We start from the raw sequence: 15,561 nt of genomic DNA, 5'->3' as shown, positions 1-15,561 counted from the left end.
GTCGCTCGGTTGCAAAAATGCAAGATTGCCTGCGGGATCAGCGCGACGCGAAGGCGTCGAGCAGCGCGTGCAGTTGCGGCAGGCCGGCGCGCAGGCGCGCGTGGTCGCCGGCGTCGGCCGCCGCTTCCAGCGCCTTGCACAGCGCCTCGAGCGCCGGCTCGGCCAGGTGGCCGGCGCTGCCGCGCAGGCCGTGCAGGATGCGGCCGGCCGCGTCCAGGTCGTCCGACGCGACCGCGGCCGCCAGCTCGCGGCGGCGGCGCGGCAGGTCGGCGCGGAAGGCGGCGCGCAGGCGCACCGCCAACGCGTCGTCAAGCGCGGCCGCCGGTGACGCAAGCGCCGCCGCCGCTTGCGCAGGCGCCGCTTGCGCAGGCGCCGCTGCCGGCTCCCGCTGGCGCGCCGCCGCCGGCTCGTCGAAGGTCACCTCGAACATCGCGTCCAGCGCCGCCATCGCCTGCGCGCGGCTGTCGGACGCGCCTTGCGCCGGCGCCGGCTCGAGCGGCACGCCGCGCTGCAGCTGGCGTTCGATCGCGCGCGCCAGCTGGACGTGCAGCGCCGCCTGGTCGATCGGCTTGGTCAGGAAAGCATCCATCCCGCAGGCCAGGTAGCGCGTGCGGTCCTCGTCGGTGGCGTTGGCGGTGAGCGCCACGATCATCAGGTGCGGATCGGCTACCGGCGCATCCGGCGGGCCGCCGGCGCGGATCAGGCGGGTGGCGCTGGCGCCATCCATCTCGGGCATGCGGCCGTCCATCAGGATCAGGTCGTAGCGCTTGCGCGCGCAGGCGGCCACCGCTTCCAGGCCATTGTCGACGATGTCGATCGCGTGGCCCATCTCCTCGACCATCAGCCGCGCGATGATCTGGTTGGTCGGGAAGTCCTCGGCGCACAGGATCCTGAGGCGGTGGCTGTGCGGCGCGCGCGGCGCATGCTCCACCTGCACCGGCGGGGCGCCGTCCGGCAGCGGCAGCAGCACGCTGAACACGCTGCCCTTGCCTTCCTGGCTGTTGACGCCGATGGTGCCACCCATCAGCTCCACCAGCTGGCGGCAGATCGCCAGGCCGAGGCCAGTGCCGCCATAGCGGCGCGTGGTGGTGGAGTCGGCCTGCTCGAACTTCTGGAACAGGCGCGGCAGCGCATCGGCCGGGATGCCGACGCCGGTGTCGCGCACCGTGAAGCGGATCATGTGCATGCCCGGCGGGCGGTCCTGGTCGCCCGGCCGGCATTCGACCTGCACCGTCACGCTGCCCGACCTGGTGAACTTGAAGGCGTTGCCGATCAGGTTCACCAGCACCTGGCGCACGCGGGTCGGGTCGCCCACCAGGAAACGCGGCACGTCGTCGTCGACCCGGACCGAGAAGTCCAGGCTGTAGCCCGCGGCCTGCTCCTGGAACAGGCTGGCCACGCTGCGCATCTTCTCGTGCAGGTCGAAGTCGATGCGCTCGACCGTCAGCTTGCCGGCCTCGATCTTCGAAAAGTCGAGCAGGTCGTTGATGATCGCCAGCAGCGCTTCGGCGTTGGCCTGGCCGCGCAGGATCTGTTCGCGCGTGTTGTCCCTGAGCGCCGCGTCGCGCAGCGCGAACCCGAGCATGCCGATCACGCCGGCCAGCGGGGTGCGCATCTCGTGGCTCATATTGGCCAGGAACTCGGACTTCTGGCGCGTCGCGTCCTCGGCGCGCTCCTTGGCCTGGCGCAGGACTTCCTCGTTCTCCTGCAGCGCGCGGTAGGCGCGCGCCAGTTCGTTGCTCTGGTGGCGTCCGCGCCGCTCCTGCTCGCGCAGTTCCTGGGTCTGCAGCTCGAGCATGCGGTTCTGCTGCTCCACCTGCTCGGTGCGCGCGCTCACCTGGTGCTCCAGCCGGTCCTTGTGGCGGCGCAGGCTGGACAGGCGCATGCGCAGGCCCACGTAGGCGCCGCTGCACACCAGCAGGATCATGGCGATCCGGGCCCACGGCGTACCCCAGGGCGGCGGCTCGATGGTCAGCGCCAGCGCCGCCACGTCCTCGCTCCAGACGTCATCCTTGTTGGCCGCGCGCACCCGGAACACGTAGGTTCCGGGGTCGAGGTTGGCGTAGGTGGCGAAGCGCTGGTCGGCGTCGGCGCTCATCCAGCCCTTGTCGAAGCCGTCCAGCCGGTAGGCAAACTTGTTGCGCTCGGGCGCGGCGAAGTGCAGCGCCGCGAATTCGAGGGTGATCACGGCGGCGTCGGCCGGCAGGGTCACGGCGCTGGCGGTCTCGATCGGTCCGGCCAGCAGGCCGGGGAAGGCTTGCTCGAGCGGCCGGTTGAAGACCTGCAGGCCGGTGATCACGGGCCGCGGCGCGATGCGGTTGTCGCGGATCGCGCGCGGGTCGAACGCGGTGATGCCGTTGAAGCCGCCGAAGTACAGGGTCCCGTCCCTGGTCCGCGCCACCGCGGCGTCGAAGAAGGCCCCCTCGGTGATGCCGTCGGCCGCCGTGTAGCTGCGCCAGCGCCCGCTGGCCGGGTCGAAGCGCGAGAGGCCGCTCGCCGTGCTGGCCCAGATGCGCCCGTCCTGGTCTTCCACGATCGCCGCCACCGAATCGTCGACCAGGCCGTCGCGCGTGGTGTAGCGGGTGAAGCTGAGCGCGCCGTCGCGCCCGGTGACCATGCGGTTCAGTCCCACCGCGGTGCCGATCCAGATGTCGCCGCGGCTGTCTTCCATCAGGTGGTGCACCTCGTCGTGGCTGATGCTGTTCGGGTCGTAGGGATCGTGCCTGAAATGCCGGAACCTGCCGCTGGCGCGATCCAGCAGGTCGAGGCCGGCGAAGGTGCCGACCCAGAAGCGGCCATGCCGGTCTTCCAGCATCGGCCGCGCGATGTCGTCCGACAGGCTGGTGAACTTCGACGGATCGTGGCGGTAGCTGGTCACCGCGCGCGTGCCTGGGTCGAGCCGGTGCATGCCGCCGTGGGTCGCGATCCAGACCATGCCGGCGCGGTCGAGCAGCATCGAGCGCACGTTGTTGGCGTCGGCGTCGCCCGGCAGGACCTGGCGCCGGAACCGGCGCGTGCGGGGATCGAACGAGGTGACGCCGGCGCGGCTGCCGATCCACAGCAGGCCGGCGCCGTCGCGCACGATGGCGGACGCCGGCACGTCGATCAGGCTGTTCGGGTCGTCCTTGCGGTGCCGGAACACCTCGGCCTTGCCGGTGCGCGGATCGAGGCGGTGCAAGGCGGTGGCCGAGCCGACCCACAGCCGCTCCCCATCCTCAAGCAGCGCGCGCACCTTGTTGTCCGCCAGCGAATCGCCCGCCGCGCCGGCCACGCCCGGTCGCGCATTGATGCGCGCGAAGCCGCCGCTGCCCAGGTCGACGCGCGAGACGCCGCCATACCAGGTGCCGGCCCAGAAGGTGCCGGTCCGGTCGCGGTACAGGGCCGAGACGTGGTTGTCGACCAGGCTGTGGCGGTCGGTGACGACGTTGCGAAAGGCCTCGAAGCGCTCGTCCGCCGCGCGCCAGCGCAGCAGGCCGTCGTCATGGGTGCCGGCCCACACCGTGCCGTCGGGATCCTGGTACAGCGCGGTGATCCAGGCGTCCCCGACGCCGTCGGCGGGCCCGAAGCGGCGCAGCTTGCCGGCGCCGGGCCCGCGCAGTTCGCGCCGTTCCAGCCCGCCGTCGCGCCCGATCCAGAGCCGCTGCCCGGCGTCGACCAGCAGCGCGTGCACCGGCCGCGAATGCGGGCCCGGCGGCAGGCCGGGTTGCGAAGGATGGTGCTCGATCGTCCGGCGGTCGGGGGCGAGGCTGTCCAGGCCCGCCGCAGTGCCGATCCACAGCCGCCCGTCGGCGTCGAGCGCCAGCGCCTGGATGCCGTCGTCGCGCAGGGTGCGCTCGTCGTTCGGCACGTGGTGCCAGACCGTGAACTTGCCGGTGTCGGGATCGAAGTGCTGCAGGCCGTCGGCGGTGCCGATCCACAGCCCGTCGCCGCCGTCGCCGGTCAATGCCTTGATCTGGCGGTTGCCGGTGCCGCGCCGGGTGGGCTCGTGCGGCGCATGCAGGGTGAAGCTGCGGGTGACCGGATCGTAGCGGTTCAGCCCGCCGTCGGTACCCAGCCACAGGCGGCCGTGGCGGTCCAGGTGCAGCACCCGCACCCAGTTGCTCGCCAGGCTGCGCGGGTCGCCGATCTCGCTGCGGTGGTGCACGAAGCGGTAGCCGTCGTAGCGCGACAGGCCGGACTGGGTGCCGAACCACATGAAGCCGTCGCGGTCCTGGATGATGGACAGCACCGATTCCTGGCCCAGGCCCTGCTGCACCGACAGGTGCTCGAAGCGCAGGGTCGGTTCGGGCGCCGCCGCGCGCAGCGGCGCCGAGGCCGCCAGCAGGAACGACAGCAAGACGAGCGACAGCAAGACAGGCAGGCACCGGCGCGGCATGGTCATGCGGCGTGAAAGCCGGCGCGCGCGGCGGCGCCGCGCGTTCCCGCTCTCATCTGGATCGATCCGGTTTTCTGTTTGCTGTCCACGGCGACAGGTTAGCAAACTCTGCTTGACTTGAGGCAAATATGGGGCGGGAATCGCAACAAATTCTCGCCAATTGTCGCTTCCTTGCCCCCACCCGGCGGCCGCGCGTCAGTCGCCCTTGGCGACTCCCTCGCGGCGCGGATCGGCGCCACCGAACCAGATCGGCACCCCGTGCACCCGGATCCGCTCGATGCCGTGCAGGCCCGAGGTCAGCTCGCTGACCCGGATCGCGTGACCACGCGCGCGCAGCAGGTCTTGCGTGGCCTGCGGGAAGCGCCCGCGCTCCAGCTCGGTGGGACCGTTGCGGCTGCCGAAATTGGGCAGCGCGATCGCCTGCTGCACGTCCAGGCCCCAGTCGAGCGTGCCGACCAGCACCTTGGCCACGTAGTTGATGATGGCCGGGCCGCCCGGCGAGCCGACGGTGAGCACCAGCTTGCCGCTGTCCTTTTCGAACACGATGGTCGGCGACATGGCGCTGCGCGGCCGCTTATTGGCCTCGACCCGGTTCGCCACCGGCCCGTCGGCGTCACGCGCGCTGAACGAAAAATCGGTCAGCTGGTTGTTGAGCATGAAGCCGTCGACCATCTGGCGCGAACCGAAGGCGTCCTCGATGGTGGTCGTCATCGCCAGGCCGCGGCCGTCGGCGTCGACCACCGACAGGTGCGAGGTCGACGGCGTCTCGATCGCATTGTCCGTGCCCCACGCGACTTCCATGCCCGGTGGGGTGCCGGCCCTGGCCTCGCCCATCGAACGCTCGCCGATCAGGGCGGCGCGCTGCTTCAGGTAGCCCTTGTCGATCAGGCTCGGGATGCCGCGCCCCGGCAGCGGCACGAAATCGGTGTCGGCCGCGTAGCGGTTGCGGTCGGCGTAGGCCAGGCGGCCCACTTCCGAGAACACGTGCACGGCTTCGGCCCCGGGCACGCCGTCCTTTGGGGCCAGCGCCTTCATGTCGAAGGTCTCGAACATGCCCAGCATCTGGGCCACTGCGATCCCGCCCGACGACGGCGGCGGCATGCCGCACACCGTATATTGCCGGTAATCGCTGCAGACCGGCGTGCGCACCTTGGGCCGGTAGTCGGCGATGTCCTGCGCCGTGAGCAGGCCCGGATTGGTCGGATGCCGCGCGACCTTGTCCGCGATGGCGCGCGCGATGCGGCCGGTATAGAACGCGTCGGCGCCGCCCTCGGCGATCGCGCGCAGCGTCCTGGCCAGCGCCGGGTTCTTGAGCACATGGCCGACCGGCCACGCCTGGCCACTCTGGTCGTAGAAGTAGGCGGCGGCCACCGGGTCCTTGCGCAGGTGGGTCTCGCCGGCCAGCATCTTGTGCATGCGCGGGCTGACCGCGAAGCCCTGCTCCGACAGCCGGATCGCCGGCTCGAACAGCGTCTTCCAGGGCAGCTTGCCGTGCTGGCGGTGGGCCAGTTCGAGCATGCGCAGCACGCCCGGGGCGCCGACCGAGCGGCCGCCGACCACGCCCTCGGTGCGCGACAGCGGCGTGCCGTCCGGACGCTCGAACAGGTGTTCGTCGGCCCTGGCGGGCGCGGTCTCGCGGCCGTCGAAGGCCTGGGTCTGCCTGCCGTCGTAGTGGACCATGAAGGCGCCGCCGCCGATGCCCGACGATTGCGGTTCGACCAGGGTCAGCACCAGCTGGGTGGCGATCGCCGCGTCGATCGCGCTGCCGCCGCGGCGCAGGATCTGGTAGCCGGCTTCCACCGCCAGCGGGTTGGCCGCGGCCACCATGTATTTCCGGGCCGGCCAGCCGGGTTTTTCGGCATAGCCGGTGGCCGCCTCGGGCGCGGCCTGCAGCGAATCCTGGGCGGCGGCAGGCAGGTAAAAAGCGCCGGCCAGGGCCAGCGCAGGTACCAATGCGCGGGCAAGCGTGTTGAACTGTTTCAATCGATTCTCCCAAAAGCAGACGGGCGCGCCGTCGCACGACAGCGGCAACGCGCCCGAGATCGCAGACATGCTACCTCATGTCGCGCGAGCTTGCTTCCAGGACAATGCCTGAGCTATTACCGAGCGATGAGAGACTACTTCGGCTGCATGCGGATCGCGCCGTCGAGGCGGATCGTTTCGCCATTGAGCATCACGTTCTCGATGATGGCCTTGGCCAGGTGGGCATACTCTTTCGGCTGGCCCAGGCGCGGCGGGAACGGCACCATCTTGCCCAGCGAATCGCGCACTTCCTGCGGCATGTTCATCAGCATCGGGGTCTCGAAGATACCCGGTGCGATGGTCATCACGCGGATGCCGCTGCGCGCCAGGTCGCGCGCCATCGGCAGGGTCAGGCCGGCCACGGCCGCCTTCGACGCGCCGTAGGCCGCCTGCCCCATCTGGCCGTCGTAGGCCGCGACCGAAGCGGTATTGATGATGACGCCGCGCTCTCCGTATTCGGCTTCTTCGGTCCTGGCCATGGCGTCGGCCGCCAGGCGCGCCATATTGAAGGTGCCGACCAGGTTGATGTTGACGGTGCGCTGGAACAGGTCGAGCGGATGCGGACCGTCCTTGCCGACGGTCTTGGCGGCCGGCGCCACGCCGGCGCAGTTGACCAGGCCGCGCAGGGTGCCCAGCGCCACCGCCGCCTCGACCACCGCCTTGCCGTCCGCCTCCTGGGTGACGTCGCACTTGACGAACTGGCCGCCGAGTTCCTGCGCCAGCGCGCGGCCGGCGTCCTCCTGGAGGTCGGCGATCACGACTTTGGCGCCGCTGTCGGCCAGCATGCGCGCGCTGGCCGCGCCCAGGCCCGAGGCCCCGCCGGTGACGATGAAGACGTTGTTCTGGATCTGCATGGTGTGTCCCTTATAAAAGTTCTGGTTGCCGCACGTTGCCGCATGTCTCATGCCTGCGCTTACGTTAACGTAAACGTAAACCTGCATTGTAGCGAACTTTCAAGGGGAAACGCCATGGCGCCGCGCAGGCTTTCAGAAGCACTGCATCGTATTTCCGGTACGGTTGCACAGGCGGCCGGCGCTGTTGACGCTGGCGTTGCCGACCTGGCCGGACGTGGTGGCGCCGCTGGCGTCGGTGCAGGTGGCGCCGGTGCAGGCGCTGACCGGGCTCGCGGTCGGGCCGGCCGGGGCGGTCGATGGCGCGACCGTGGGCGCCGATGGGGTGACGGATGCGCTCGGCAGCACCGCCCCGCCGACACGCGGCGTCGGGGTCGGGGTCGGCTGCGGACGCACGTTCTGCGGCGCCGGGTGGATGGCCGGGTCGATGTCCTTCAGGCGCGACGGTTCCTGGCGCCCGGTGGCCTTTTCTTCCTGGGTCATGGGACGCATGTCGATCGTCGGGGCCGGCGTCGAGGTCTGTTGGCCGTCGAGCGTCGGACGATAGGTCGCGCCGGTGGCCGGCTGGCCCTGGGCGACGCCGGTGGTCTGGGCGCCGGCGCCGATGGCGCTGACGGCGAGCAGGACGGCAAGAATGGTTTTCGACGTGTTCATGGTGCACCTCTCTCCGGATTGACTTGATCGATGACCCATTATCGTCTTGTCAACCTTCGTACGGCGCACGAGAAACAATTTCTCACATAATCATGATGACCAATACCGTAAACGCATCAGTGCTGCCACTGGCAGCACTGATGTCACGCGAGAAGTCGTCACTGCCAGCGGCAGTCACGACGGGGACTGCGACCTGCCTCGCGGGGGCGGCGCTTACTCGGACAGCGCCGCGAACGCGGCGTCGCGCACCTGCTCGACCGGGCCGACGCCCGAGATCTTGCGGTATTTCGGCGCACCCGGCAGGCCCGATTCGGCCCACTTGCCGTAGTAGCCCAGCAGCACTTCGGTCTGGTTGTGAAAGACTTCCAGCCGCTTGGACACGGTCTCGGCCTTGTCGTCGTCGCGCTGGATCAGCGGCTCGCCGGTGACGTCGTCGACTTCGTCGACCTTGGGCGGGTTGAACTTGACGTGGTACACGCGGCCCGAGGCCGGGTGCGAGCGGCGCCCGGTCATGCGTTCGAGGATCAGTTCGTCAGGCACATCGATCTCGAGCACGTAGTCGATGTTCACGCCGCTGTCCTTCATCGCCTCGGCCTGGGCGATGGTGCGCGGGAAGCCGTCGAACAGATAGCCGTTGGCGCAGTCCGACTGCTTCAGGCGCTCCTTGACGAGACCGATGATGATGTCGTCCGACACCAGTTGGCCGGCATCCATGACCTTCTTGGCAGCCAGGCCCAGTTCGGTTCCTTCCTTGATCGCGGCGCGCAGCATGTCGCCGGTCGAGATTTGCGGAATGTTGAACTTTTCCTTGATGAAGTTTGCCTGGGTGCCCTTACCGGCACCGGGTGCTCCTAACAGAATGAGACGCATGAGTTTCCTGAGATTCTAGAAAATAATGAAAATTGCTGGGGATTGTATAAATTATGTTTGATGCTGCCAAGCCTTCTTGACACGGAAGTTACCACAGAAGTTGGCTTTCAAGCCAGTTTTGGGGCGCTGCGAACAGGATTATTGATCCTGCGCAGACGGCCCCATCACTCCCCTGGGGTTAACATCAAAATGGGAAATGCAGGCGTACCCGCGCCAGGTCATCCGGCGTGTCGACGCCGCCGGGTGGCGCGTCTTGTGTGACATGCACGGCGATCGGGTAGCCGTGCCACAGCACGCGCAGCTGTTCGAGCGCCTCGATGCCTTCGAGCGGCGAGACCGCCAGTCTCGGATAGGCTTGCAGGAAGGCGTTACTGTAGGCATACAGGCCGATGTGGCGCAGCGGCGGGTGGCCGTCGAACCGGTCCAGCGGCAGGGCGTCGCGGGTGGCCGCGAAGGCGTCGCGGTGCCACGGAATGGTGGCGCGCGAGAAGTACAGCGCGCGGCCGCGCTTGTCGAGCACCACCTTGACGATGTTCGGGTTGAAGACCTCGGCGGCGTCCAGGATCGGATGCGCGCAGGTGGCCATCGGGGTGTCGGCGTCGATGCGGGCGGCGCAAGCCGCGAGCAGCGCCGGATCGATCAGCGGCTCGTCGCCCTGCAGGTTGACCACCACGTCGTCCGGGCCCAGGCCCAGCACCTGCGCCACTTCGGCGATGCGGTCGGTGCCGGACGGGTGATCGGCGCGCGTGAGCACTGCGGAGACGCCATGCGCGGCGCAGGCGCCGGCGATGTCTTCATGGTCGGTGGCGACGATGATGCGCGCCGCGCCGGATGCACGCGCGCGTTCGGCCACGCGCACCACCATTGGTTTACCACCCAGGTCGGCCAGCGGCTTGTTCGGCAGACGGGTCGACGCCAGGCGCGCCGGGATGATGACGGTAAAGCTCATCGGGCAGCGTCAGGCCGGTTCGATCTTGCGCGCCTGGTCGGCCCACATGATCGGGATGCCGTCGCGGATCGGATAGGCCAGGCGGTCGGCGCGGCAAGTCAGTTCCTGCGCCTTTTTGTCGAGTTCAAGCGGACCCTTGCACAACGGGCAGACCAGGATATCAAGCAAGCGAGCGTCCACGACATTTCTCCACGATTTGTTCGGCCAGGCGCGCGTCGAGCTGCGCCGTGACCGGCACGACCCACAGCCGTGGATCGTTCTTCAGATGATCAATTTGCCGACATTTTACTGCATCCTTCTCGGTGATCAGGATGACATCGGCATCGACCCCGGCAAACGGGTCGTCGAGGAAGTCGTGATGGTCGGGCAAAGGCAGCTCGCCGACCGTCAGCCCGGCCGCGCGCAGCATGGCGAAGAAGCGCCCGGGATTGCCGATGCCGGCGGCGGCCACGATGCGCTTGCCGGCCAGGCGCGCCAGCGGCAGCCGTGCGCCGCCCTGCAGCGGCTCGGCATGCTCGCCCGCCAGGTGCATGCGCCACGGCTGGCCGCCGACCGCCTGCGCCAGGCTCGGGGTGATCTCGGGCGCGTTGACGACCGTGAAGTCGCGCCGGCGCGACGGCGGCTCGCGCAAGGGGCCGGCCGGCAGCAGCCAGCCGTTGCCGACGCCGCGGCCGTCGAACAGGACGATCTCGACGTCGCGCGCCAGCGCGTAGTGCTGCAGGCCGTCGTCGGCGATCAGCACGTCGACCGCGGGATGCGCCTGCAGCAAGGCCTTGCCCGCTGCCACGCGGCGGCGGCCGACCACGACCGGGCACCCGGCGCGGGCCGCGATCAACAGCGGCTCGTCGCCTACGGCGCGCGGATCGGACTGCGGGGTGACTTCGAGCGGCGCGCCTTCGTGGCCGCCGTGTCCGCGCGAGATCACGCCGGGGCGAAAGCCCGCCGTGCGCAGGCTCTCGGCCAGCCAGATCGTCAGCGGCGTCTTGCCGGTGCCGCCGATAAAGATATTGCCGACCACGATCACCGGCACCGGCAGGCGCTCCGCGCGCTTCAGGCCGGCGCGAAACAGCAGCCGGCGCAGGCCGGCGAGCAGGCGAAACAGCAGCGCCGGCGGCAGCAGCAGCCAGGCGAGGACCCCGCGCCGAAGCCAGGCGCGGGTCAGGGTCGATTCGAGTCGGGAAGCCATGCGGGAAGAAAATGAACAGCCGGCGCGGCGCGCGCGGCGCGCCCCGGGATTATTTGGCGGCGCCGGTCTGGGCCGCGAAGGTCAGCTTGTCGTAGCCGGCCACGCGCGCCGCTTCCAGCACATTGATCACCATCTGGTGCATGGCGAACTGGTCGGCATTGACGATCACCACCGGGCTGGCCACCACCTGGCCGTCGGGCCTGCGCGCGGCGTTCTGCATGTCCTGGGCCAGGCCGGCCACGCTGTGGAAGGTCACCGGCGTATTGTTGATCGTGTAGTTGCCCTTGGCGTCGACCGTCACGTTGATCTCGAACGGTTTTTCCGCCTGCTTCTCGGCCTCGGCCGTCGGCAGCGTGATCTGCAGCTCGGTGAACTTGCTGTAGGTGGTCGAGACCATCAGGAAGATCAGGATCACCAGCAGCACGTCGATGAACGGGATCAGGTTGATCTCCGGTTCCTCGCGCCTGCGGCCGCGGCGAAAGTCCATCATTTGCGGGCACCGTGGACGACGTCGACCAGTTTCACCGCCTGCAGTTCCATGTCGACGACATAGGTGTCGACCAGGTTGCGGAAGTGGCGGTAGAACACCAGGGCCGGCATGGCGATCGCGATGCCGAAGCCGGTGTTGTACAGCGCCACCGAGATGCCGTGCGCCAGCTGGGCCGGGTTATTGCCGCCGGTCGGGGTCGCGGCGCCGAAGATCTCGATCATGCCGACCACCGTGCCGAACAGGCCCATCAGCGGCGCCAGCGAGGCGATGGTGCCGAGCGTGGTGAGGAAGCGTTCCAGGCCCTGGGCCACGCCGCGGCCGGTTTCCTCGATCGATTCCTTCATCACGTCGCGCGGGGCGTCGACGTTGCGCAGCGCCGCGGCCAGCACCGCGCCCAGCGGCGAATTCTGTTCCAGCTTGTCGACCACCTCGGGCGTCACCTTGCCGCTGCGATAGACGCGGATGACTTCATCGAGCAGGTTGCGGGGCAGGATCTTCTCGCGGCGCAGGGTGATCAGGCGTTCGACGATGAGGGCGACGGCGACGATCGACGCGACCAGCAGGAACCAGATGGGCCAGCCTGCGGCTTGGAAAATGGCGAGCAAGAGAGACTCCAGAGATGAAAAAAATCAATTCGGCAATGTAGCAAGTTGGCAGCGAAGCGGCAAGTAGAGTTCTTCACATCTTCTGTGGATAAAATTGTGCGCAATGGCCGCGAGGTGGAACAAGCACCTTGATTTGTAAGGGCTTTCTGCGTCTGCGCAAGAAAATGGCAGTCTCATGACTTGGCTCAAGCAGGCTCTGGCTTGATGGCTTGTCCACTTGCACGGTGTAGTTGCGAACAAATTCTGTGGACAAAATTGTGCGCAAGGGGCGCCGGACTCGACTAAGTGATTGATTCCATACAAATAAATGATCAAGCCTAAATCGCAGGCAGCCAAACTCAGCTGTACTTCGCCTGCGCTTGCTTGAGGTTCCGCACACTTTTTGTGGACAAAAGTGTGAGCAATGCGCACTTCGCGAAAGTAAGCCTTTGATTTATATCAATAAAACGCTGCTGCACAAAATATTAGCATATGGCATTTTTTGCCAATAAACCGTGCCTGGATGGGCATTCCTGCCCCGATTGTTTGGCTTGCGACGGCCCTGTGCATACAATATTCGCTATCTGCACAATTTTTGTGGATAAGAATGTGCGGAAGATCGAACTTTACTAGTCAAGTGCTTGATTTCATTGGAATTACCTCAGGCTGCCTCAAAAACAGGCAGCGCAGAAACCGGTCCCTCCGGCGCGATCGTGCGCCGATCGACCACGTTGCGGTCCCTCACCGCACCCGAAAAGTTTGCACAGATTCTGTGGACAACTTTGTGATCAAGATTCCGGTCACGAACTTAAGTCATTGATTTGTAACAATTCTACTTCTCCTGCCCAATTGCTACGCACGCTCCCACGGATCACATGAGTTCCCCACAGTTTTTGTGGATAAATGGCCCGAAATCGACATTAGTCAGATACTAAGCGATTGATTCATAAGGGATTTCAACAGTTTGCATTGAAAAACAGCAACATTGACCTCGCTTCCCTTCCCGCTGCCGGTCACGGGCCGCGCACCATCTGCCCCAGCCGATAGAGGATAATGCTCGCTTTCGCCATTTTCGCCAGAGCGCCATGCAAGCACCGAACGACGCCGATCCCGCCTTCGCCACCCCCGCCGTCCTGAGCGTCACCGCCCTGAACCAGCAAGTGGCGCGCCTGCTGGAGCGCTCGTTCCCGCTGGTGTGGATCGGCGGCGAGCTCTCCAACTTCACCCGGGCCGCCTCCGGCCACTGGTATTTCACCCTCAAGGACGATGCGGCCCAGGTGCGCGCGGTGATGTTCCGCAGCCGCGCGCAACTGGCCGGCTTTACCCCGCGCGAAGGCGACAAGGTCGAGGTGCGCGCCCTGGTCACCCTGTACGGCGCGCGCGGCGACTACCAGATCAACGTCGAGGCGATCCGCCGCGCCGGCGTGGGCCAGCTCTACGAGGCCTTCCTGCGCCTGAAGGAAAAGCTGGCCGCGCAAGGGCTGTTCGACGCCGAGCGCAAGCGCGCGCTGCCGCTGTTCGCGCGCAGCATCGGCATCGTCACCAGCCCGCAGGCGGCTGCCCTGCGCGACGTGCTGACCGCCCTGCGCCGGCGCGCCCCGCACGTGCGGATCGTGCTCTACCCTGCCCCGGTCCAGGGCCAGTTCGCGGCCGACAAGATCGCCGAAGCCATCATGACGGCCTCGCGCCGCGCCGAGGTGGACGTGCTGCTGGTCTGCCGCGGCGGCGGCTCGATCGAAGACTTGTGGAGCTTTAACGAGGAATGCGTGGCGCGTGCCATCGACGCCTGCGCGATCCCCGTGATCTCGGGCGTCGGCCACGAAACCGACGTCACCATCGCCGACTTCGCCGCCGACGTGCGCGCCGCCACGCCGACGGCCGCCGCCGAACTGGCCGCGACGCCGCGCGCCGACTGGCTGGCCTCGCTCGAAGGCGACGCCCTCGACCTGCAGCGCGCCATGGAGCGCCGCCTGCACGACGCCGGCCAGGGCCTCGACAACCTGAGCCGGCGGCTGCTCAGCCCCTCGGCCCAGATCGGCCACCAGCGCCTCAAGTTACTGTCGCTGGCCACGGCCATGACGCACGCGGTCAAGCTGCCGGTGAATCGTCACGGCCTGCTGCTGGCCCAGCTGCAGCAGCGCTGGTCGCGTCACCGCCCCGACATGCGCTCCTTGCGCGCCCGGCTGGCGTCGGACAGCCGCCACCTGAACGCGAGCCTGTCCAGCCAGCTCAGGGCGCGGCGCGAGGCGCTCAACGCCCTGGCCGCCCAGCTCGACCTGCTCGACCCGCAGCGCACGCTGGAGCGCGGCTATGCCATCGTGCGCGACGGCAAGGGGAAGATCGTGCGCGACCCGGCCCAGATCCACGCGCGCGACACGCTGACGGTGCGGCTGGCCAATGGCAGCGCCGAGGTGGGCGTGGCGCAAGTCCAGGCCGTGCTGGAGTGACGGCACAGCGGATGGCGATACTTGTCTGCAACCGCGCAGCAGACCGGCTAGAATAGCGACGCTATAAGAACAGCAACCTTTCCCAACCACTAAGGAACGCACACATGGAACACACCCTGCCGCCGCTGCCGTATGCAAAAGACGCCCTGCAACCGCACATCTCGGCCGAGACCCTGGAATACCACCACGGCAAGCACCACCAGACCTATGTGACCAACCTGAACAACATGATCAAGGGCACCGAGTTCGAGAACCTGTCCCTGGAAGAGATCATCAAGAAGTCGACCGGCGGCGTGTTCAACAACTCGGCCCAGGTCTGGAACCACACCTTCTTCTGGAACTGCATGAGCCCGAACGGCGGCGGCGCGCCGACCGGCAAGGCGCTGGACGCGATCAACGCCAAGTGGGGTTCGTTCGACAAGTTCAAGGAAGAGTTCAACAAGTCGGCACTGGGCAACTTCGGCTCGGGCTGGACCTGGCTGGTGCAAAAGGCCGACGGCAGCGTCGACATCGTCAACACCTCGAACGCCGCCACCCCGCTGACCACCACCGACGTGCCGCTGCTGACCGCCGACGTATGGGAACACGCCTACTACATCGACTACCGCAATGCACGCGCCAAGTTCCTGGACGCGTTCTGGAATGTCGCCAACTGGGAATTCGTGAACAAGAATTTCGCCTGACGCCAGGGCCGTGTTTCGTCGTAATTAAGTTCGGAACCATTTAATTAAGATTGGAACAACGGCTTCTCGCTACGGATTCCAACTATAAAGAAGTTCGGAACATATCGAGACCCCGCCGCATCCAGTCGATGCGGCGGAAATTCTTCGCTCCCTCATTTAGCGATCTCGTACCTTGAAGGGCTTTCGCAACACAGGTAGGTTCCGGAAGGCAGCTACATCGTTGCGCCCGGCACAGACGTTGGCACTGGGTTGACCGTCCAGGAATACGCCCCAGCGACAACAAGCTCCACACCAATTTGAATACGACCGCTGACCTGTGGGAGCTTGGCAGACTAACCGATTCGTTTGCCCCTAAGTGTCAAGTCCCGCCTGTTCATAAACCCGCTTAACGAATAATTCCGGCCGTCTTTGTTGCCATTCCTTGAGTGCGAGGATGGGCGTCTTTGCATC

General features: G+C 67.2%; 12 protein-coding genes. 2 read left to right on the top strand and 10 right to left on the bottom strand.

Annotated elements, in window-relative coordinates; all coding sequences use genetic code 11:
- Positions 1–37: 37 nt before the first annotated feature.
- The 10 genes from ACZ9AQ_RS15085 to ACZ9AQ_RS15040 form a co-directional block, all read right to left on the bottom strand.
- A complete protein-coding gene (locus ACZ9AQ_RS15085) occupies positions 38–4,381 on the bottom strand; it encodes a hybrid sensor histidine kinase/response regulator (protein ID WP_429204249.1) in 4,344 nt (1,447 codons plus the stop codon).
- 189 nt (positions 4,382–4,570) lie between these two features.
- On the bottom strand, positions 4,571–6,427 hold the full coding sequence (ggt, locus tag ACZ9AQ_RS15080; protein ID WP_429204247.1) for a gamma-glutamyltransferase: 1,857 nt from the start codon (positions 6,425–6,427) through the stop codon (positions 4,571–4,573).
- A gap of 65 nt (positions 6,428–6,492) precedes the next feature.
- The gene (locus ACZ9AQ_RS15075) at positions 6,493–7,251 is read right to left on the bottom strand and encodes a 3-hydroxyacyl-CoA dehydrogenase (RefSeq protein WP_429204245.1); all 759 of its coding nucleotides are present in this window, start codon (positions 7,249–7,251) and stop codon (positions 6,493–6,495) included.
- Between the two features lie 132 nt (positions 7,252–7,383).
- On the bottom strand, positions 7,384–7,902 hold the full coding sequence (locus tag ACZ9AQ_RS15070; protein ID WP_429204243.1) for a hypothetical protein: 519 nt from the start codon (positions 7,900–7,902) through the stop codon (positions 7,384–7,386).
- 213 nt (positions 7,903–8,115) lie between these two features.
- On the bottom strand, positions 8,116–8,772 hold the full coding sequence (adk, locus tag ACZ9AQ_RS15065; protein ID WP_429204241.1) for an adenylate kinase: 657 nt from the start codon (positions 8,770–8,772) through the stop codon (positions 8,116–8,118).
- Positions 8,773–8,956: 184 nt separating this feature from the next.
- Positions 8,957–9,721 carry a 3-deoxy-manno-octulosonate cytidylyltransferase gene (gene kdsB / locus ACZ9AQ_RS15060; protein ID WP_429204239.1) on the bottom strand — a complete coding sequence of 255 codons (765 nt, stop codon included), beginning with the start codon at positions 9,719–9,721 and terminating at the stop codon, positions 8,957–8,959.
- 9 nt (positions 9,722–9,730) lie between these two features.
- Positions 9,731–9,901 (bottom strand): Trm112 family protein, encoded by a 171-nt coding sequence (locus ACZ9AQ_RS15055; protein WP_005669111.1) that lies wholly within the window; start codon positions 9,899–9,901, stop codon positions 9,731–9,733.
- Positions 9,882–10,907 carry a tetraacyldisaccharide 4'-kinase gene (gene lpxK, locus ACZ9AQ_RS15050; RefSeq protein WP_429204237.1) on the bottom strand — a complete coding sequence of 342 codons (1,026 nt, stop codon included), beginning with the start codon at positions 10,905–10,907 and terminating at the stop codon, positions 9,882–9,884. Before lpxK ends, ACZ9AQ_RS15055 begins: the two co-directional genes overlap by 20 nt.
- Positions 10,908–10,956: 49 nt before the next feature.
- Positions 10,957–11,394: an ExbD/TolR family protein gene (locus ACZ9AQ_RS15045; RefSeq protein ID WP_429204446.1), complete on the bottom strand. Its 438-nt coding sequence runs from the start codon at positions 11,392–11,394 to the stop codon at positions 10,957–10,959.
- Positions 11,394–12,002, bottom strand: a complete 609-nt coding sequence (locus ACZ9AQ_RS15040) for a MotA/TolQ/ExbB proton channel family protein (protein ID WP_429204235.1) — start codon at positions 12,000–12,002, stop codon at positions 11,394–11,396. The genes ACZ9AQ_RS15045 and ACZ9AQ_RS15040 overlap by 1 nt, the downstream gene beginning before the upstream one ends.
- 1,064 nt (positions 12,003–13,066) lie before the next feature.
- On the opposite strand from ACZ9AQ_RS15040, the gene xseA reads away from it, so the two are divergent.
- Both xseA and ACZ9AQ_RS15030 read left to right on the top strand, forming a co-directional pair.
- On the top strand, positions 13,067–14,428 hold the full coding sequence (gene xseA / locus ACZ9AQ_RS15035; RefSeq protein ID WP_429204234.1) for an exodeoxyribonuclease VII large subunit: 1,362 nt from the start codon (positions 13,067–13,069) through the stop codon (positions 14,426–14,428).
- 104 nt (positions 14,429–14,532) lie between these two features.
- On the top strand, positions 14,533–15,111 hold the full coding sequence (locus tag ACZ9AQ_RS15030; protein WP_429204233.1) for a superoxide dismutase: 579 nt from the start codon (positions 14,533–14,535) through the stop codon (positions 15,109–15,111).
- The last annotated feature ends 450 nt before the right edge of the window (positions 15,112–15,561 follow it).

The organism is Massilia sp. UYP34 (assembly GCF_056279385.1).
The sequence above is the reverse complement of the archived record's forward strand: the minus strand, read 5'-3'. Positions and strand labels throughout refer to the sequence as shown.

Coding starts and splice junctions, on each gene's coding strand:
- kdsB (WP_429204239.1), bottom strand. CDS start 9,721: ATGAGCTTTACCGTCATCATCCCGGCGCGCCTGGCGTCGACCCGTCTG.
- lpxK (WP_429204237.1), bottom strand. CDS start 10,907: ATGGCTTCCCGACTCGAATCGACCCTGACCCGCGCCTGGCTTCGGCGC.
- ACZ9AQ_RS15070 (WP_429204243.1), bottom strand. CDS start 7,902: ATGAACACGTCGAAAACCATTCTTGCCGTCCTGCTCGCCGTCAGCGCC.
- ggt (WP_429204247.1), bottom strand. CDS start 6,427: ATGTCTGCGATCTCGGGCGCGTTGCCGCTGTCGTGCGACGGCGCGCCC.
- ACZ9AQ_RS15030 (WP_429204233.1), top strand. CDS start 14,533: ATGGAACACACCCTGCCGCCGCTGCCGTATGCAAAAGACGCCCTGCAA.
- ACZ9AQ_RS15085 (WP_429204249.1), bottom strand. CDS start 4,381: ATGACCATGCCGCGCCGGTGCCTGCCTGTCTTGCTGTCGCTCGTCTTG.
- adk (WP_429204241.1), bottom strand. CDS start 8,772: ATGCGTCTCATTCTGTTAGGAGCACCCGGTGCCGGTAAGGGCACCCAG.
- ACZ9AQ_RS15045 (WP_429204446.1), bottom strand. CDS start 11,394: ATGGACTTTCGCCGCGGCCGCAGGCGCGAGGAACCGGAGATCAACCTG.
- ACZ9AQ_RS15075 (WP_429204245.1), bottom strand. CDS start 7,251: ATGCAGATCCAGAACAACGTCTTCATCGTCACCGGCGGGGCCTCGGGC.
- xseA (WP_429204234.1), top strand. CDS start 13,067: ATGCAAGCACCGAACGACGCCGATCCCGCCTTCGCCACCCCCGCCGTC.